The organism is Stenotrophomonas sp. TWI602, from assembly GCF_039674045.1.
Lineage (GTDB): Bacteria > Pseudomonadota > Gammaproteobacteria > Xanthomonadales > Xanthomonadaceae > Stenotrophomonas.
In genome coordinates, this window is the sequence record NZ_JBDJMT010000015.1 from 56,694 (window position 1) to 74,755 (window position 18,062).

At 67.4% G+C, this 18,062-nt stretch carries 15 protein-coding genes; 9 read left to right on the plus strand and 6 right to left on the minus strand.

Features of this window, described 5'->3' with window-relative positions:
- The first annotated feature begins 37 nt into the window (after positions 1–37).
- Complete coding sequence (locus ABE483_RS13945) at positions 38–1,042, plus strand: class I fructose-bisphosphate aldolase (protein ID WP_121039354.1); 1,005 nt, start codon at positions 38–40, stop codon at positions 1,040–1,042.
- 69 nt (positions 1,043–1,111) lie between these two features.
- Here ABE483_RS13945 and ABE483_RS13950 read toward each other — a convergent pair whose 3' ends face one another.
- Both ABE483_RS13950 and cysK read right to left on the minus strand, forming a co-directional pair.
- Positions 1,112–1,711 carry an O-acetyl-ADP-ribose deacetylase gene (locus tag ABE483_RS13950; RefSeq protein WP_313210039.1) on the minus strand — a complete coding sequence of 200 codons (600 nt, stop codon included), beginning with the start codon at positions 1,709–1,711 and terminating at the stop codon, positions 1,112–1,114.
- A gap of 238 nt (positions 1,712–1,949) precedes the next feature.
- Entirely contained in the window at positions 1,950–2,909 is a 960-nt protein-coding gene (gene cysK / locus ABE483_RS13955) for a cysteine synthase A (RefSeq protein ID WP_121039348.1), read from the minus strand.
- 240 nt (positions 2,910–3,149) lie between these two features.
- Between cysK and ABE483_RS13960 the strand changes: the two genes are divergently transcribed.
- The 7 genes from ABE483_RS13960 (at position 3,150) to ABE483_RS13990 (ending at position 13,917) form a co-directional block, all read left to right on the plus strand.
- Entirely contained in the window at positions 3,150–4,133 is a 984-nt protein-coding gene (locus ABE483_RS13960) for a LysR family transcriptional regulator (protein ID WP_121039345.1), read from the plus strand.
- 184 nt (positions 4,134–4,317) lie between these two features.
- The gene (locus tag ABE483_RS13965) at positions 4,318–4,842 is read left to right on the plus strand and encodes a hypothetical protein (protein ID WP_346481882.1); all 525 of its coding nucleotides are present in this window, start codon (positions 4,318–4,320) and stop codon (positions 4,840–4,842) included.
- Positions 4,843–4,912: 70 nt separating this feature from the next.
- On the plus strand, positions 4,913–6,970 hold the full coding sequence (locus ABE483_RS13970; RefSeq protein ID WP_346481883.1) for a TonB-dependent copper receptor: 2,058 nt from the start codon (positions 4,913–4,915) through the stop codon (positions 6,968–6,970).
- Between the two features lie 248 nt (positions 6,971–7,218).
- Complete coding sequence (locus ABE483_RS13975) at positions 7,219–8,316, plus strand: efflux RND transporter periplasmic adaptor subunit (RefSeq protein WP_346466530.1); 1,098 nt, start codon at positions 7,219–7,221, stop codon at positions 8,314–8,316.
- Positions 8,313–11,438, plus strand: a complete 3,126-nt coding sequence (locus tag ABE483_RS13980) for an efflux RND transporter permease subunit (protein ID WP_313210047.1) — start codon at positions 8,313–8,315, stop codon at positions 11,436–11,438. Before ABE483_RS13975 ends, ABE483_RS13980 begins: the two co-directional genes overlap by 4 nt.
- 129 nt (positions 11,439–11,567) lie before the next feature.
- Positions 11,568–13,085 carry an alanine/glycine:cation symporter family protein gene (locus tag ABE483_RS13985; protein WP_102788179.1) on the plus strand — a complete coding sequence of 506 codons (1,518 nt, stop codon included), beginning with the start codon at positions 11,568–11,570 and terminating at the stop codon, positions 13,083–13,085.
- Positions 13,086–13,137: 52 nt separating this feature from the next.
- On the plus strand, positions 13,138–13,917 hold the full coding sequence (locus ABE483_RS13990) for a TrmH family RNA methyltransferase (protein ID WP_346481885.1): 780 nt from the start codon (positions 13,138–13,140) through the stop codon (positions 13,915–13,917).
- 323 nt (positions 13,918–14,240) lie between these two features.
- Here the strand turns inward: ABE483_RS13990 and ABE483_RS13995 are convergent, their stop codons facing one another.
- The 4 genes from ABE483_RS13995 to ABE483_RS14010 form a co-directional block, all read right to left on the minus strand.
- Positions 14,241–15,662 (minus strand): M28 family peptidase, encoded by a 1,422-nt coding sequence (locus tag ABE483_RS13995; protein ID WP_346481884.1) that lies wholly within the window; start codon positions 15,660–15,662, stop codon positions 14,241–14,243.
- Positions 15,663–15,880: 218 nt separating this feature from the next.
- A complete protein-coding gene (gene mscL / locus ABE483_RS14000) occupies positions 15,881–16,294 on the minus strand; it encodes a large-conductance mechanosensitive channel protein MscL (protein WP_121039325.1) in 414 nt (137 codons plus the stop codon).
- Between the two features lie 58 nt (positions 16,295–16,352).
- Positions 16,353–17,060 (minus strand): fumarylacetoacetate hydrolase family protein, encoded by a 708-nt coding sequence (locus ABE483_RS14005; RefSeq protein WP_019183922.1) that lies wholly within the window; start codon positions 17,058–17,060, stop codon positions 16,353–16,355.
- Positions 17,061–17,168: 108 nt separating this feature from the next.
- Positions 17,169–17,444, minus strand: coding sequence for a hypothetical protein (locus ABE483_RS14010; RefSeq protein WP_121039319.1), 276 nt, complete (start codon positions 17,442–17,444; stop codon positions 17,169–17,171).
- 179 nt (positions 17,445–17,623) lie between these two features.
- Between ABE483_RS14010 and ABE483_RS14015 the strand changes: the two genes are divergently transcribed.
- Positions 17,624–17,971 carry a Rieske (2Fe-2S) protein gene (locus ABE483_RS14015; protein WP_346464003.1) on the plus strand — a complete coding sequence of 116 codons (348 nt, stop codon included), beginning with the start codon at positions 17,624–17,626 and terminating at the stop codon, positions 17,969–17,971.
- Positions 17,972–18,062: the final 91 nt, after the last annotated feature.

The following is an 18,062-nucleotide window of genomic DNA, read 5'->3' on the forward strand; positions in this document are numbered from 1 at the left end:
ATAATTGGGGTTTTCCCGCACCCGCCACAGGAAGTACATGAGCATCGAACAGCTGGCTGAAACCGCACAGGCCATGGTCGCCCCGGGCAAGGGCATCATCGCGATCGACGAATCCACCGGCACCATCGGCAAGCGCTTCGCCAGCGTGGGCCTGGAGAACACCGAGGAGAACCGTCGCGCCTACCGCGAACTGCTGCTCACCACGCCCAAGCTGAACGAGCACATCTCCGGCGCGATCCTGTACGACGAGACCATCCGTCAGTCCACCAAGGATGGCGTCCCGTTCGCCAAGTACATGGCGGCCCAGGGCATCATCCCGGGCATCAAGGTCGACAAGGGCGCCCATGCCCTGGCCGGCTGCCCGGGCGAGCTGGTCACCGAAGGCCTGGATGGCCTGCGCGAGCGCCTGCAGGAGTACTACAAGCTGGGTGCGCGCTTCGCCAAGTGGCGTGCAGTCATCAACATCGGTGAAAGCATCCCGTCGGGCACCTGCATCGAGTCCAACGCCCACGCGCTGGCCCGTTATGCGGCGCTGTGCCAGGAATGCGGCCTGGTGCCGATGGTCGAGCCGGAAGTGATCATGGACGGTGACCACGACATCGAGACCTGCTACGAAGTCACCGAAGCCACCCTGCGTTCGCTGTTCGACGCGCTGTACCAGCAGAACGTGCTGCTGGAAGGCACCATCCTGAAGGCCTCGATGGTCATCTCCGGCAAGGGCTGCGAAGAGCAGGCCGACGTCGAGGAAGTGGCCGAGTCGACCGTGATGTGCCTCAAGAGCACCGTGCCGGCGATCCTGCCGGGCGTGGTGTTCCTGTCCGGTGGCCAGAGCGATGAGCAGTCCACCGCGCATCTGAATGCCATGAACCAGATGGGCAACCTGCCGTGGCCGCTGAGCTTCTCCTACGGCCGCGCCATGCAGCAGGCTGCGTTGAAGCTGTGGGCCAAGGACACCAAGGCGAACGTTGCCAAGGCGCAGCAGACGATCTTCGATCGCGCCAAGGAAAACGGCCAGGCTGCCCTGGGCAAGTGGAACGGCTGATTCACGCCTGACCAGCATCAACGAAAACGCCGGCCTTGGGCCGGCGTTTTTGTTTGCGCGGTGGTTTGCTCAGTGCGCCGCCGCCGGCGGCAACCCGAGCGCCAGCGGCGCGAAGATCGCCGAGGTTGACGGCTCGACCGGCTGCCCCAGCGCGGCCAGCGCCGACTGGTAGGCCTTGTACGTCGCCGCGTTGTACGCCACCAGGATGATCCGGCGCGGCTGGCGATGCGAGCGCTGCCACGTCAGGGTCTCGGTGGCGGCGATGTGCGCGGCCTGGTGCAGCGGATAGCCGAACACGCCGCAGCTGATCGCCGGGAAGGCGATCGATTCCAGATCCAGTTTTTCGGCCAGCTGCAGCGATTTCCAGTAGCAGTTGGCCAGCAGCGCCGGCTCGTCGCGCAGACCGTCCTGCCAGACCGGGCCGACGGTGTGGAACACATGCTTTGCCGGCAGCTCGAACGCTGGCGTCTCGCGCACTTCGCCGGTCGGGCAGCGCATGCCCGGGCGGATCTCCGGCAGGGCGCGACAGGCCTCCAGCAGCTGAGGGCCGGCCGCACGATGGATCGCGCCGTCCACGCCACCACCGCCGAGCAGGGATTCGTTGGCCGCATTGACGATCGCATCCACCGCCAGGGTCGTGATGTCGCCCTGCCACACTTCGATCTTCATGCGTACCGCTCCTTACTGACTGTTACCGGGTCCATACAACGGAATGACGTGCCTGACCTGCACGTTACCCGGCAGGACATCTAGGCTGCGTCATCGTCGTCTCAGGCAGTGCGACCCGCCCGAGCGCTGGCTGACCTTCACACGATGCCGCCGGATCGCTTCACCGCAGATGAAGCGCCCCATGCAAAACGCCCGCCGATGTGGGCGGGCGCTTCGCTCCTACGGACCAACGGGCAGATCAGGGCAGACCGGCCAGCCAGTCGTCGTCGGAGCCTTCGTTGATATCGGCAAACAGCGGGGTGGAGAAGTAGCGCTCGCCGGTGTCGGGCAGCATCGCCAGGATCACCGCGCCGGGTGCGGCCTTGGCAGCGATGTCCAGCGCGCTGGCGACCGTGGCACCGGCCGAGATGCCGACGAAGATGCCTTCCTCGGCCGCCAGCCGGCGCGAGGTCTCGATCGCGCGGGCGTCGTCGATGGTCAGCAGTTCATCGTAGACACCGCGGTTGAGCACCTCCGGCACGAAGTCCGGGGTCCAGCCCTGGATCTTGTGCGGCTTCCACTCATCGCCTTTGAGCAGGGCGGCGCCTTCCGGCTCGGTGGCAACGATGCGCGTCTCCGGGCGGGCCACTTTGAGCACCTCGCCGACGCCGGTCAGGGTGCCGCCGGTGCCCCAGCCCGTGACGAAGTAGTCCAGCCGCTTGCCGGCGAAGTCGCGCAGGATTTCCGGTGCGGTGGTGTTGCGGTGATACGCAGGATTGGCCGGGTTCGCGAACTGGCTGGCCAGGAACCAGCCATGTTCCTCGGCCAGTTCCTTCGCCCGGCGCACCATGCCCGAGCCGCGCTCGGCGGCCGGGGTCAGGATCACCTTGGCGCCATAGGCGCGCATGAGCTTGCGGCGCTCGATCGAGAAGGTCTCCACCATCGTGGCCACGAACTTGTAGCCGCGCGCGGCGGCCACCATCGCCAGCGCCACGCCGGTGTTGCCCGAGGTCGCTTCCACGATGGTATCGCCGGGCTTGAGCAGGCCCTTGGCCTCGGCGTCGAGAATGATCGCCAGCGCCAGTCGGTCCTTGACCGAGCCGCCGGGGTTGAACGACTCGACCTTGGCATACAGGGTGACGTGCTCGGGGGCGAGACGGTGCAGGCGCACCACCGGGGTGTTGCCGATGGTGTCCAGGATGGAGTCGTACAGGGCCATGGGGATGCTCCGGAGAAGTCGTTGCCGCCCGGGGGCCGTGCGGCAGGGGGAAAGGGTCGGGCCGGTGGCGGCGCAAGGCGCCCGCGCGCGGCCGGGCCGGGGTCGGTCAGACCGTACCGCTGGCATATGACCGCGCGAAATGACCTGATTACCTTCTTAAACAACGTTTGGTTATAAGCTGGTGACGGCATTTGCCCTACAGTCGGATGGCCCCCTCTCCATGCGCCGTATCGCCCGCCCATGACGCTGACCCAACTTCGCTACCTGGTCGCCATCGCCGACGCCGAGCTGAACATCACGCTGGCGGCGTCCCGTGTGCACGCCACCCAGCCCGGCCTGTCCAAGCAGCTCAAGCAGCTGGAGGATGAACTCGGCTTTCTCCTGTTCGTGCGCAAGGGCCGCAGCCTGGAAGCGGTGACCCCGGCCGGCGTGGAAGTGATCGGCCGCGCCCGCGCCGTGCTTGGCGAGGCCAACAACATCCGCACGTATGCCGCCAACCAGCGCCGTGAAAGCCAGGGCCAGCTGGTGCTCACCACCACCCATACCCAGGCGCGCTTCGTGCTGCCGCCGGCGGTGGCGCGGATCAAGCAGGCCTACCCGCAGGTCAGCGTGCATCTGCAGCAGGCTGCCGAAAGCGACGCGCTGGACCTGCTCAGCCAGGGCGACGCGGACATCGCCATCATCAGCACCGCCGGCGGTGAACCCACTGCCGGCCTAGCCATTCCGCTGTACCGCTGGCGTCGGCTGGTGCTGGTGCCGCGCGGGCACGCGCTGGACCGCCCGGGCGCCGCGCCGGACCTGCAGGCGCTCGCCAGCCACCCGCTGATCAGCTACGAATCCTCCACCCGCGGCAGCTCCTCGCTGCAGCGCGCCTTCGCCAGCGCCGGGCTGACCCCGGACATCGCCTTGACCGCCCTCGATGCGGACCTGATCAAGACGTATGTGCGCACCGGCCTGGGCGTAGGCCTGCTGGCCGAAATGGCGGTCAACGCCAGCGATGAAGACCTGCGGTCCTGGCCGGCCCCGGCACCGATCGACGAGTGCATCGCCTGGGCCGTGCTGCCGCGCGACCGCGTGCTGCGCGATTACGCCCTGGAACTGGTGCACGTGCTCGCCCCGCAGATCGACACGCGTGACCTGCGCCGGGTGATCGACGGCAACCAGGAAGCCAACTGGCCGCTGCCGCCGACGTGGGAATCGCTGACGCAGACCATCACCGTCTAGCGACGGTGGTGGCTGCCCGCGCATTCCCCCTCTACCCCGCGCCGTTGGCGCGCCCCCTTCAACAGAAGGGGGCTTTTCTCCAGAGGGGTTGAGGGGGTCGGTGGGCGCTTCGAAAGGGCCGCTGCGACGGTTGGTCGCAGGGCTTCGGGTCGGGCGGCCAACGCTCGGGCGCTACCATGACGGGGTGAACGTCCGCCGTCGCCCGTATGCCGTCTTTCTGCAGCTTGCCTTCGTGGCGACGTTGCTGATGGCGCTGGCGCCGCTGGTCAGCCGCTGGCAACAGGCGCATGCCGAGGCGCCGGTGATGCTGATGCCGACCGGCATGGCCCACGCGATGCCCGTGCCGCCCGATGCCCACGCCGGGCACGACATGCAGCACGACATCGCGCGGCGCGACGTGCACCACCACGTCATGCAGCAGCACGACATGGCGCGCCATGACATGGCGATGCAGCCCATGCCGATGCACGCCCTGCCAAGCGCCCACGACACCCCCGCATCGTCGCCACCGATGAGCGAGCATGCCGGGCATGGCGATGCCTGCGAGTACTGCATGATGGCCTCGCGGCTGATGCCGTGGCTGGCGGTACTGATCCTGTTGCTGCCGGCGATGCCGGTCATTGCCCCGCGGGTGCTGCGCGCGGTGCCCACGCCCCGCAGCCTGCGCTGGCCGGCCCACGCCGCACGCGGCCCCCCCGCGCTCTCCTGAGACCACCGCCCTTCCTGCCCGTGTCGCCGTGATGGCGGCGCGTGCCTGCGTGCTTTTCTGGAGTTCCACCATGACTGTTTCTTCCCGCAGCGCGGGCGCACTGACGCGCCTGTCTGTTTCCCTGTCGCTGGCCCTGGTCGCGCTGCCGCTGCATGCCGCCAATGACGACGCCCGTACGCTCGATACGCTGGTGGTCACCGCCACCGCGCCCTCCTCGCCGCTGCACTGGGTCACCGATCCGCGCCTGCCGCGGCAGCCGGTGCCGGCCAGCGATGGCGCTGACTATCTGAAGACGGTTCCCGGCTTCTCGGCGATCCGCAATGGCGGCACCAACGGTGATCCGGTGCTGCGCGGCATGTTCGGTTCGCGCCTGAACATCGTCAGCAACGAAGGCAATCTGATCGGTGCCTGTCCCTCGCGCATGGACAACCCGCTGTCCTACATCGCCCCGGAAACCTTCGATCGGCTGACCATCATCAAGGGGCCGCAGAGCGTGCGCTGGGGTGCCGGTGCCTCGGCCGGCACGGTGCGCTTCGAGCGCGATACCCCGCGTTTCGATCAGCCGGGCGTGGATATCAACGCCAGCGCGCTGGTCGGCTCGCGCAACCGCAACGACCAGGTGCTGGATCTCACCGCCGGCGCTTCGCCGGGCTATGTGCGGGTCAACGGCAACCGCTCCGAATCGGAGGACTACAAGGACGGCAACGGGGATGTAGTGCCCTCCAGGTGGCGCAAGTGGAACAGCGATGTCGCCGTCGGCTGGACGCCCGATGCCGATACCGTGCTGGAGCTGTCGGCCGGCACCGGCGATGCGATCGCGCGCTACGCCGGTCGCGGCATGGATGGCGCCTCGTTCAAGCGCACCAGCTACGCTGCGCGCTTCGAAAAGGACAATCTGCCGGGTGCATGGGACCGGCTGCAGGCGAACCTGTACTACAACGACGCCGACCACGTGATGGACAACTACACCCTGCGCACGCCGAACCCGGCCAGCAGCATGCCGATGCCGATGGGCTCCAATGTCGACCGTCGCACCACCGGGGGCCGCATCGCATCGGAATGGCGCTGGCAGGACATCGCCATCGTGGCCGGCGTGGACGCGCAGGACAGCCGTCACCGCAGCCGCAATGCCATGGGGCGCAACACCTACCGGGAGCAGCCGTGGCGCACCGATGCGCGCTTCGGGAATCTGGGGGCGTTCACCGAGATCACCCTGGGCGAGGGCACTGCCCAGCGCTGGGTGGGTGGCCTGCGCATGGACCGTGCCGAGGTGAAGGACGAGCGCGCCACCAGCGGCATGATGGCGATGCCGAATCCGACTGCCGGGCAGACCCGGCGCGAGAATCTCGGCAGCGGTTTTGTCCGGTTCGAGCGTGATATCGCCCCCGCACTGACCTGGTACGCCGGTATCGGTCATAGCGAGCGCATGCCCGACTACTGGGAACTGTTCTCGCCGACGCTCGGCCCGGCCGGCGCGGTCAACGCCTTCATCGGTGTGCAGCCGGAAAAAACCACCCAGCTCGATCTGGGTCTGCAGTACCGCACTGATCGCCTCAACGCCTGGGTCTCGGCGTATGCCGGGCGCATCCAGGACTACATCCTGTTCACCTACCGCGACGGCGGCATGATGGGCAGCACCAGCCAGGCCAGCAATGTCGATGCGCGCATTGCCGGCGCCGAGGCGGGCGTGGAGTGGCAGCTGGCGCAGCAGTGGAAACTCGGCGGCACGCTGGCCTATGCCTGGGGCGAGAACCGCAGTGATGGCCGCGCGCTGCCGCAGATGCCGCCGCTGGAAGCCCGGCTCAGCACCGTCTGGGAACGCGAGCGCTGGACCGTGGGGGCGCTGGCACGCGCGGTCTCGCGTCAGGGCCGGGTCGCGGCGGGGCAGGGCAACGTGGTCGCCCGCGATCTCGGCCCCAGCGCCGGCTTCGCCACCCTGGCCGTGAACGCCAGCTACCGGGTCAACGAGGCGCTCCTGGTCAGTGCAGGCGTGGACAACCTGTTCGACCGCGCCTACAGCGAGCATCTGAACCTGGCCGGCAGCGCCGATTTCGGCTTCCCGGCCGATCCGGTGCGTATCAACGAACCCGGCCGTACCGCATGGTTGAAAGTGAATTATCGGTACTGAGCACGTTGGCCGGGCGGGGGACATCTCGCCCGCCCGGCGCCCGCTGCCGCCGGGGCCGACACCCCGGCGCGTGCCGCGCACTTCGACATGCGTCGATACATGGCGATACATCCTGCGCAGGCCCCAGCACGGAAAGGCCTTCGCCCGCCACCGGCAGATGTGAAGAGGCCGGTAAACGCTTGGCACATATGCCCCGGCTCGACCCCTCTATACACTCGGCGGTCGAGAAACAACCGGGATTGCATTACATGTTGGGACGCATCGCAGCGCGCTTCGCCGCTGGCATCGCCTTGGTCGCTTTGGCTGGGTGTGGCAGCAAAGACGAGGCCGCTCGCCGGCAGGCAGACGCCGTACCGGTCACCACCCAGGTGGTGAAGGCTTCGGCATGGAGCGACACGCTGCAGGCCCTGGGCACGGCCAAGGCGCGCGAGTCGGTGACGGTCACCGCCAAGGTCAGCGAAATCATCGAAACGGTGCACTTCGAAAGTGGCCAGCAGGTCAGTGCCGGCACGCCGCTGGTGACCCTGCGCGGGCAAGCCCAGGAAGCTGCGCTGCTGCAGGCCCAGGCCACGTTCCTGGAAGCCGACCAGCTGTACAAGCGCCAGCGCGAACTCGCCGCCCAGCAGCTGGTGGCCAGCTCCACGCTGGACACGCAGCGCGCCATCCGCGATGCCGCTGACGCCCGCGTGCGCGAAATGCAGTCCGACATCGGCGACCGCCGGGTACGCGCGCCGTTCGCCGGCGTGCTGGGCATCCGTCAGGTCAGCGCCGGTTCGCTGGTCACCCCCAGCACCGCGATCACCACCCTGGATGACATCGAGCGCATGCACGTGGACTTCCAGGTGCCCGAAGCCGAGCTGGCTTCGCTGAGCACCGGTGACAAGGTCAACGCGACCAGCGTGGCGTATCCGGGCCGCAACTTCGAAGGCCAGGTCGCCACCATCGATACCCGCGTGGATCCGGGCACGCGTGCGGTCACCGTGCGCGCGGATTTCATCAATGCCGATCACGCACTGCGCCCAGGCATGCTGCTGGATGTGCGCATGTTCCGCCCCGAGCGCCAGGCGCTGGTCATCCCTGAAATCGCGGTGGTGCAGGTCGGGCGCGATTCCTACGTGTTCCGGGTCACGCCGGACCAGGTCGTGGAGCGCGTGGACATCACCGCCGGCGCGCGCCGCAGCGGCGTGGTCGAAATCCGTGAGGGGCTCGCCGCCGGCGACCGCATCGTGGTGGACGGCACCGGCAAGCTGCGCCCGGGGCTGAAGATCCAGGCCGAAGAAGCTGCGCCGGTCGCGCCGATCGCGCCGGCCGCCGCTACGACGGCCGAACCGGACACTGCCGGATGAAGCTCTCCGACGTTTCCATCCAGCGGCCGGTCTTCGCCGTGGTGATGAGCCTGCTGCTGGTCGTGCTGGGCTTCATGTCATTCACACGCTTGACCCTGCGCGAACTGCCTGCGATCGATCCGCCCATCGTCTCGGTCTCGGTCGATTACACCGGCGCGTCGGCAGCGGTCATCGAAAGCCGCATCACCCAGGTGCTGGAAGATGCGCTGGCCGGCATCGAAGGCATCGATACGATCAACGCGCGCAGCTCCAACGGGCGCTCGCAGGTCAGTATCGAATTCACCTCCAACCGCGATATCGAAGCGGCCGCCAACGACGTGCGCGATGCGGTCAGCCGCGTTGCCGATCGCATGCCCGAAGAGGCGCGGCCGCCGGAAATCGCCAAGGTCGAGAGCGACGCCGATCCCATCATCTGGCTCAACATGAGCTCGACCTCGATGGATACGCTGGAGCTGAGCGACTACGCCGACCGCTACATCGTCGACCGCTTCTCCAGCCTCGATGGCGTTGCCCAGGTGCGTATCGGTGGCCGCCAGCGCTATGCGATGCGGATCTGGCTGGACCGCGACCAGCTCGCCGCGCGCGGCCTGACCGTGGGCGATGTGGAAAGTGCGCTGCGCAACGAGAACGTGGAACTGCCGGCCGGCCGCATCGAATCGGCCGACCGCGATTTCACCCTGCGCGTGGAGCGCAACTACGTCAAACCGGAAGACTTCGCCGGCATTCCGCTGGGCAAGGGCGCCGATGGGTACGTCGTGCGCATGGGCGATGTCGCCAAGATCGAACTGGCCTCGTCCGAACGCCGCGCGTACTACCGCAGCAACGGTGAGCCGAACATCGGCCTGGGCATCGTCAAGACCTCCACCGCCAACGCGCTGGATGTCGCCCGCGAAGCGCGCGCCGAAGCCGACCGGATCAGCAGCACGCTGCCCGAAGGTACCCGCATCTTCGTGGCCTTCGACAACACCACCTTCATCGAGGCCGCGGTCGATCGCGTCTACGCCACGCTGGTCGAGGCGATGCTGCTGGTGCTGGCGGTGATCTGGCTGTTCCTTGGCAGTTTCCGCGCGGCGTTGATTCCCGCGGTAACGGTGCCGGTCTGCCTGATCGCGGCCTTCATCGCGCTGTATGCCTTCGGGTTCTCGATCAACCTGCTGACCCTGCTCGCGCTGGTGCTGTGTATCGGCCTGGTGGTGGATGACGCCATCGTGGTGGTGGAGAACGTGCAACGCCGTATCGATCTGGGCGAGCCGCCGCTGGTCGCCTCCAAGCGCGGCACCACCCAGGTGGCGTTCGCGGTGATCGCCACCACCGCGGTGCTGGTCGCGGTGTTCCTGCCGGTCGGCTTCCTGGAAGGCAATACCGGCCGCCTGTTCCGCGAGCTGGCCGTGGCGCTGGCCGCGGCGGTGGCGCTGTCGGCGTTCGTGTCGCTCACGCTGACCCCGATGATGGCCTCCAAGCTGCTCAAGCCGCATACCGGCCAGGCACCGAAGGGCCTGCACGGGCTGATCAACCGCAACCTGGATCGGCTGTCGGCCGCCTACGGGCGCTTCCTGGAAGCGCACGTGACCCGCACCTGGGTCTACATCGTGGTGATGATCCTGTCGCTGCTGGCCAGCGCGCTGCTGCTCAAGGTGCTGCCGTCCGAGCTGGCCCCGGCCGAAGACCGTGGCTCCTTCCAGATCATGATCGATGGCCCGGAAGGTGCCGGCTTCGATTACACCGTCGGCCAGGTCCAGCAGGTCGAGAAGATCGTCTCCGGCTTCGTCGGCGAAGATGAGCCGATCGTGCGCGCCAACCCGCGCGTGCCCGGCGGCTGGGGCTCCAGCGAGGAAATGCACACCGGCCGCATCAGCGTGTTCCTGCAGCCCTGGCGCCAACGTGATGTCTCCACCCCGGATGTGGCGGCCGAGCTGCAGACCCACCTCAATGATCTGCGGGGTGTGCGCGTGCGCACCCAGGTCGGGGGTGGTCTGGTCCGCAGCCAGGGCCAGCCGTTCCAGATCGTGCTGGGTGGCCCGGAGTACGCGGAGATCGCGCAGTGGCGTGACCGCATGCTGCTGCGCATGGCCGACAACCCTGGCCTGGTCGGTGCGGACTCGGATTACAAGGAAACCCGCCCGCAGATGCGCGTGAACATCGATCGCCAGCGGGCGGCCGATCTGGGCGTATCGGTCACCGCGATCGGCAGCGCGCTGGAAACCATGATGGGCTCGCGCCGCGTCACCACCTTCGTCGACAACGGCGAGGAGTACGACGTGCTGGTCCAGGCCGGCCGCGACGGCCGCGCCTCGCCGTCGGATCTGGCCGCGATCCGCGTGCGCGCCAGTGGCGGCGAACTGGTCCCGCTGTCCAACCTGGTCACGCTCAGCGAAGTGGCCGAAGCCGGCAGCCTCAACCGCTTCAACCGGCTGCGCTCGATCACCATCAACGCCGGCCTGGCCCCGGGCTATCCGCTGGGCGAGGCCATCGCCTGGGCCCAGCAGGTGGCCAGCGAGGAGCTGCCACAGCATGCGCAGATCAGCTGGAAGGGCGAATCGCGCGAGTACCAGAACGCCGGCAGCGCCGTGCTGCTGACCTTCGCGATGGCCCTGCTGGTGGTGTTCCTGGTGCTGGCCGCACAGTTCGAGAGCTTCATCCATCCGCTGGTGATCATGCTCACCGTGCCGCTGGGCGTGCTTGGCGCGCTGCTGGGGCTGTATGTCAGTGGTGGCACGATCAACCTGTTCAGCCAGATCGGCATCGTGATGCTGGTGGGCCTGGCGGCCAAGAACGGCATCCTGATCGTGGAGTTCGCCAACCAGCTGCGCGATGAGGGCCGCAACGTGCACCAGGCCATCGTCGAATCGGCGATGGTGCGCCTGCGCCCGATCCTGATGACCTCCATCGCCACCGTGGTCGGTGCGATCCCGCTGGTGGTGGCCGGTGGCCCGGGTTCGGCCAGCCGCGGCACGATCGGCGTGGTGGTGATCTTCGGCGTGACCGTGTCCACCTTCCTGTCGCTGTTCGTGGTGCCGGCGTTCTACTCGCTGCTGGCCCCGTACACCCGCTCGCCGGAAGCCGTGGCGCGTGAACTGGCCCGCCAGGAAGCGGAAACCCCCTCGGTCGGCGGCCATGCCTGACCCGAATGGGCGGCATTGCCGCCCATTCATCGAAATTGCCACTACGCAGTCCGGCGCGGATCGTGGAGAATCGACCGGGTCCCAGCCGACGGGGACGTTCCTTTTGTTTCCGCCGACTGGAGAGAGCGCGTGGAAGAAGTAGTCAGTTTCATCAACGGGATCATCTGGAGCAAAGCCCTGATCTTCCTGTGTCTTGCCGCAGGCCTGTACTTCAGTGCCCGTACCCGTTTCATGCAGATCCGCGGGTTCGTGGAGATGTGCCGGCTCACCGTGCAGGGTGAGAAATCCGAGGCGGGCGTGTCCTCGTTCCAGGCGCTGGCCATGTCCATGGCCGGGCGCATGGGCATCGGCAACATCGCCGGTGTGGCCACCGCGATCGCCTTCGGTGGCCCCGGTGCGATCTTCTGGATGTGGGTGATGGGCTTCCTCGGTGCGTCCACCTCGTATGTGGAATGCACCCTGGCGCAGATCTACAAGACCAAGGATGCCGAAGGCCGCTACCGCGGTGGCCCGGCGTACTACATCGAAAAGGCCATGGGCCTGAAGTGGTACGCCTTGGCCTTCGCCGTGGCCACCATCATCGCCGCCGGCTTCCTGATGCCGGGCGTGCAGGCCAATGCCATCGCCGACAGCATCATCAATGCCTGCCGCGGCGGTGCGCTGTGCGGGCCACTGGATGGTCAGTTCATGGGCCTGGAATCGGTGCAGGCGCTCAAGCTGGGCATCGGCATCGTGGTCTCGTTGCTGCTGGCCGTGGTGATCTTCGGCGGCGTCAAGCGCATCGCCAACTTCGCCGAGGTGGTCGTTCCGTTCATGGCCGCCGCCTTCATCCTGATGGCCATCGTCATCATGATCATCAACTACGACCGCGTGCCGGACATGTTCCACACGGTGTTCAGCAGCGCCTTCGGTGCGCATGCCGCGTTCGGCGCGATGATGGGCCTGGCGGTGGAGTGGGGCGTCAAGCGCGGCATCTACGCCAACGAGGCCGGCCAGGGTACCGGCCCGCATGCGGCGGCCGCCTCGGAGGTTTCGCACCCGGCCAAGCAGGGCTACGTGCAGGCCTTCGCGATCTACTTCGACACCATGATGGTGTGCACCGCCACCGCGTTCCTGATCCTGGCCGCGGGCACCTACAACGTGTATTCCCCGGTCCCGGGCGGCGCACCCGTGTTCGCCGGCCTGGCCGGTGTCGCTGAAGGCGCGGGTTACGCCCAGGCGGCGGTGGAAACCGTCATCCCGGGCTTCGGCGCGGCCTTTGTGGCGATCGCGATCTTCTTCTTCGCCTTCACCACGATCATGGCCTATTACTACATGGCCGAGACCAACCTGACCTACGTCAACAACAACGCCAAGCGCCCGCTGACCGTCCTGCTGCTGCGCCTGGGCATCATCGGCATGGTGATCTTCGGTGCCTTCCACAATGCCGGCATGGCGTGGGCGCTGGGCGACATCGGCGTCGGCCTGATGGCGTGGTTGAACATCATCGCGATCCTGATCGTGCAGAAGCCGGCGATGCTGGCCCTGCGCGACTACGAACGTCAAAAGAAGCTCGGCCTGGATCCGACCTTCGACCCCGATGCACTTGGCATCAAGAACGCCGATTTCTGGCGTCAACGCAAGCTGGAGCTGTCCCGTAGTGAATGATCCCTGGAAGAATGCGCGCCGTCCGTCCTCGCGGCCGCCGCGCGCCACGCCGTTGCCGCCGCGCGAAGGTGGCACGCCGCCGCCGCCCGGCCGCGGCAACGACGAGCTGCGCCTGTACGGCTGGAATGCCGTGCAGGCACTGTTCGAGCATCGCCCGCAGGCGCTGCGCAAGCTGTACCTGACCGAGTCGCTGATCCCGCGCATGCAGCCGGTGCTGAAATGGTGCGTGGCCAACCGCGTCGGTTACCGTGTGGTGGAAGACGGCGATCTGAACAAGCTCGCCGCGACCACCCACCACGAGGGCCTGGTGGCTGACGTGCTGCGTGCGCCGATGCTGGAGCTGGACGAATGGCTGGCCAAGTTGCCGGCCGGCGCGCCGGTGCTGGCGCTGTGGCTGGATGGCGTAGGCAACCCGCACAACTTCGGCGCGATCCTGCGCTCGGCGGCGCATTTCGGTGTGGCCGGGCTGCTGCTGCCGCCGGGCTCCACGCTGGCATTGTCCGGCGCGGCCGCGCGCGTGGCCGAAGGCGGCGCCGAGTCGGTGCCGCTGGTGCGTCTGCCGGAACTGCCCGAGGCGATGGCGCAGCTGCGCGCGGCCGGCATCGGCCTGGCGGCAACGCTGGTGGAGGGAGGCAAGGACCTGTTCGCCACGGAACTGCCGCAACGCCTGGTCTATGTGATGGGTGCCGAGGGCGAGGGCATGGACCGCGATCTGGCCGACGACTGCGATCTGCAGGTGTCCATTCCCGGGTCCGGTGCCGTGGAAAGCCTCAACGTCGCTTCGGCGACGGCGGTGTTGTTGGCGCACTGGTACGGCAGCCGCTCGCGCTGATCGGAAGGTGTGCGTTTGTCGGGAACGGCGCGTTGCGCCGGACCCGCGGTGTGATCGGTTTCACCGAACGCGTCGTGACTACATCCGATTCGGATTTTCCGCATGGCGCTCGACGTGAGAACTGAGCACAGTGCGGGGTGGACGTTGTGCTGCGTAGATGAGGAGAGACATCCACGCAGTGCGACGGTCCGTTTTTCCGGACCGTGAAAGTAGTACGGCGCTCACCGCGTGGGGTGTGACGAATCCCGGTAGCCCGGTCGCATTGCGACCGGGTTTTTTTTTGTACCGACCCACGGGCGGTACCTGCCGCCTGCGTGTCGGGATTACTCGTTCGGCGGCGTGGTCGGCTTGGCTTCGCTGCCGAAACTGCCGTCGGCCTCGGCGGCCAGATACGCGAACACCGTGTAGGCGGCGACGTTCTGCGCCAGCGCCGCCGGGTCGATCTTGTCCAGCGTGTCGTCGGCGGTGTGGTGCAGGTGGAAGTAGTCGCTGCCGTCCTGCGCCAGCCATGCCCACGCGCCGCCCTTGGCCGCCAGTGGACCCACGTCCGGGCCCGGGCCGCCCTTGTCGGCGGCGTACTCGATGCCCAGCGGCTTGAGCACCTCGGCGATCTGGCGGGTGGCCTCGCGCGAATTGGCCGGGTTCGGCGAGCCGGTGTTGAAGGCATAGATGCGGCCGGCACCGAAATCGCTTTCGGCGGCGAGCTGGTGCCGCACCACGTCCTTGGCATGTGCCTCGGCGTAGGCCTTGCCGCCGTACAGGCCCTGCTCCTCGTTGGCGAACGCGACCACGCGGATGGTGCGCTTGGGCGCCTGCTTGAGCTGGCCGATCAGATGGCCAGCGGCCATGGTGATGCCCACGCCGGCCCCATCATCCACCGCGCCGGTGCCCAGGTCCCAGGAGTCGAGGTGACCGCCGATCACCACCACTTCCTTGGGCAGGCTGCGCCCGGTGATCTCGCCGATCACGTTGTGCGACGTGGCCGTACCATCCCAACCGCAATCCAGGCTCAGCTTCAGCGTGGTGCTGCCGAGCGCGACCAGGCGTGCCAGCTGGTTGGCATCGGGCACCGACAGCGCGGCGGCCGGCACCGGGGTCAGGCCGTCATCGAAGCGGGTGATGCCGGTGTGCGGCACGCGGTGCGAATCGGTGCCTGCCGAGCGCATCACGAAGCCGATCGCACCCTTGCGGATCGCCTCGGACGGGCCCTTGCTGCGCACGGCGCCACCGTTGCCGTAGTCGCGGCCATCGCGGTAGGCGGTCATCTGGTAATCGACGAAGGCGATCTTGCCCTTCAGCGAACCCTCCGGCGCGGCCTGCAGCGCGGCCAGATCGGCGAAGCGCACGACGTCGGCCTCCACCGTGCCGCCCGGGCTGCCGCCAAGGGCGGTGATCGTCAGCGGCTGGGCATGCTTGCCGATCACTTCGGCGTGCTCACTGCGGCGCTCCCACTTGGGGAAGGTGACCGGCTCGGTCCAGACCTTGTCGAAGCCCAGTGACTTGAACTTGGCCACCGCCCAGGCCACGGCGCGTGCGTCGGCTTCACTGCCGGCGATGCGCGGGCCGATCTCGGTGGTGAGCGATTCGACCACCTTCCAGCCGGTGTCGTCCTTGAGGGCCTGCTCGCGCAGCTCGGCGGCGGTGGCCAGCGACGTCGGCGGCAGCGTGGTGATACCGGTCGCCGCGAATGCGGGCGCGGCCAGCAGGGCGAGGGAAGATGCGATGGCAAGGACGCGGCGACGCATGGACGAACTCCGGGAAACGGGGCGGAAGCGTCCGAGCTTACCAGCCTCGCCGGCACGCACATGGGCGGTAGGTCATGTCCCGGCGGATACTGTTTTCCAAAAGCGAAAACCCCGCCAAAGCGGGGCTTTCGATCGGTAGTGCCGGCCGCTGGCCGGCTCCGCACGAGGCAGGATATCCGTGCTGCCGACGAGCGGCCGGCACTACCGGTGTTGCTGCCTCAGTGCTTGAGGTTGTCGCGGATCTCGCGCAGCAGCAGCACTTCTTCACTCGGCGCCGCCGGGGCGGCCGGCTCGGCCTGCTTCTTGCGCGCCAGGCGGTTGATGAACTTCACGACCATGAAGATCGCAAAGGCCACGATCACGAACTGCACCACGGTGTTGAGGAAATCACCGTAGCCGATCACCACCGCCGGAATCTCTTTGCCATCGGCGGCAATCCGCGCCGGGGCCAGGGTCCAGGCCAGCTCGGAGAAGTCCACGCGGCCGATCATCCAGCCCAGCGGCGGCATGATGATCTTGTCCACCAGCGCGGTGACGATCTTGCCGAACGCCGCACCGATGACCACACCAACCGCCAGGTCGATGACGTTGCCACGCATGGCGAATTCTTTGAACTCAGTCAGTACACCCATCGGGCTCTCCTGTCGTAGTGGGGGAATCAAATGACGCCGCAGCGTAACGCAGCGATTGTCATCCGGCGATGATGCCGTGGCGCTCGGCCACGTTCTCCAGGCGTGCACTGAAACGGTCGCCCGGCTTCAATGCGGCCACGCCCGAGGGCGTACCCATGAAGACCAGATCGCCTGCGCGCAGCGCCCACAGTTTGGAGAGCTCGTGCAGAATCTCCGGCACGTTCCAGATCATCTGGTCCAGCAGTGATTGCTGGCGCACCTCGCCATTGATCTCCAGCGACAGATTGAGGGCGGCCAGATCGCCGACTTCACCGGCCGGCACCAGCTCGCTCACCGGCGCGGACTGATCAAAGCCCTTGGCCGGATCCCACGGGTGGCCCTTGGCCTTGGCCTGCGCCTGCAGATCGCGGCGGGTCAGGTCCAGGCCGACGCCATAGCCGAACACCAGCGCCTCGGCCTGATCGACGGGCAGCTCGCCGGCAGGGGCGTCCTTGCCGATCGCCACCACCAGTTCCACCTCATGGTGCAGGTCCTGGGTGGCGAGCGGGTAGGGGATCACATCGTCATGCCCGACCACGATCGCATCGGCCGGCTTGCTGAAGAACATCGGGCGGCCGCGATCATCGGCGGCCGGCACGGCCGCACCCATTTCGCGCGCGTGATCAGCGAAGTTGCGGCCGACACAGTAGATGCGACGCACCGGGAAGGTACCGCCGCCGGCGACCGGAATACGGGGCTGCTCGGGCGTGGGAATTACATCGGTCATGCGCGCGTCCTGTGGAGAGGTTTCGCCGCAGTCTAGAGCGTTTTCCCGCCGCCACAAACAGAAACGGCCGCGCAGGGCGCGGCCGTCATCAGGAGGAATGCGCGTCGATCAACGCGACATCGGCAAGGCCTGCTTGCGGACCACCCGGTATTCGCCGTCCACGACCTGCGACGGAACGGTGCGCGCACTCTTGCGCTGGGCGAGCAGCTTCCATGCCAGACCGGCGATGATCATCGCCGCGCCCACGAACACACCCACGAACACCAGCGCGGCCAGGATCGCCAGGCCCAACAGACCGACCGCAACGCGCACCAACGGGTGGCGCGGCTTGCGCGGCGCGAACAGGGCACGGAACTGGTTGAACTGGAAGATGCGGCTGTACATGGCACTCTTTTTGGCTGAGGTCAGCAGTGGACGAGTATCCGTGCTGGCCTTTGTGACTGAGTGAAAAAAGCGTTAAACGTACCCCGCGCGCATTGCAAATCAATGACTTGTATTCATCCGGGAGCCAGTGACATGAGCGCGTGAGACACTGTGCCTCCACTGCCTGCTGTCTGGATGCCATGTCCCACCCTGAGTCCACCGCCACCGCCCTCATTGCCCTGGATGCCATGGCCGACGGGGGTTTCGCCGAAACCGATGCCAGCATTGAGGGCGACAGCGAATCGGTGGTGTTGTATCGCGAGGGCGACCAGGTGCGCGCGTGGCTGAACATCTGCCCGCACGCCGGCCGCCGGTTGGACTGGGCCCCGGGGCAGTTCCTGAAAAGCAAGGACGGCCACCTGGTGTGCGCGGCGCACGGCGCCTCATTCTCGCTGGACAACGGCGACTGCGTGGCCGGGCCGTGCCGCGGTGATCGCCTGCGCGCGGTGCCGGTGCAGGTGCGCGACGGCCAGGTCTGGCTGGCGTGACAACGACCGGTGGGTCTCCAACCCACGGGTAGGTAGCGACCGTTGGTCGCTACGCCTTCAATGCCGCCCAGCGGCCGGCACTACCTAGGGT

Coding starts and splice junctions, on each gene's coding strand:
- ABE483_RS13970 (WP_346481883.1), top strand. CDS start 4,913: ATGACTGTTTCTTCCCGCAGCGCGGGCGCACTGACGCGCCTGTCTGTT.
- ABE483_RS13975 (WP_346466530.1), top strand. CDS start 7,219: ATGTTGGGACGCATCGCAGCGCGCTTCGCCGCTGGCATCGCCTTGGTC.
- ABE483_RS14010 (WP_121039319.1), bottom strand. CDS start 17,444: ATGTACAGCCGCATCTTCCAGTTCAACCAGTTCCGTGCCCTGTTCGCG.
- ABE483_RS13950 (WP_313210039.1), bottom strand. CDS start 1,711: ATGAAGATCGAAGTGTGGCAGGGCGACATCACGACCCTGGCGGTGGAT.
- cysK (WP_121039348.1), bottom strand. CDS start 2,909: ATGGCCCTGTACGACTCCATCCTGGACACCATCGGCAACACCCCGGTG.
- ABE483_RS13995 (WP_346481884.1), bottom strand. CDS start 15,662: ATGCGTCGCCGCGTCCTTGCCATCGCATCTTCCCTCGCCCTGCTGGCC.
- ABE483_RS13960 (WP_121039345.1), top strand. CDS start 3,150: ATGACGCTGACCCAACTTCGCTACCTGGTCGCCATCGCCGACGCCGAG.
- ABE483_RS14015 (WP_346464003.1), top strand. CDS start 17,624: ATGTCCCACCCTGAGTCCACCGCCACCGCCCTCATTGCCCTGGATGCC.
- ABE483_RS14005 (WP_019183922.1), bottom strand. CDS start 17,060: ATGACCGATGTAATTCCCACGCCCGAGCAGCCCCGTATTCCGGTCGCC.
- ABE483_RS13945 (WP_121039354.1), top strand. CDS start 38: ATGAGCATCGAACAGCTGGCTGAAACCGCACAGGCCATGGTCGCCCCG.
- ABE483_RS13980 (WP_313210047.1), top strand. CDS start 8,313: ATGAAGCTCTCCGACGTTTCCATCCAGCGGCCGGTCTTCGCCGTGGTG.
- mscL (WP_121039325.1), bottom strand. CDS start 16,294: ATGGGTGTACTGACTGAGTTCAAAGAATTCGCCATGCGTGGCAACGTC.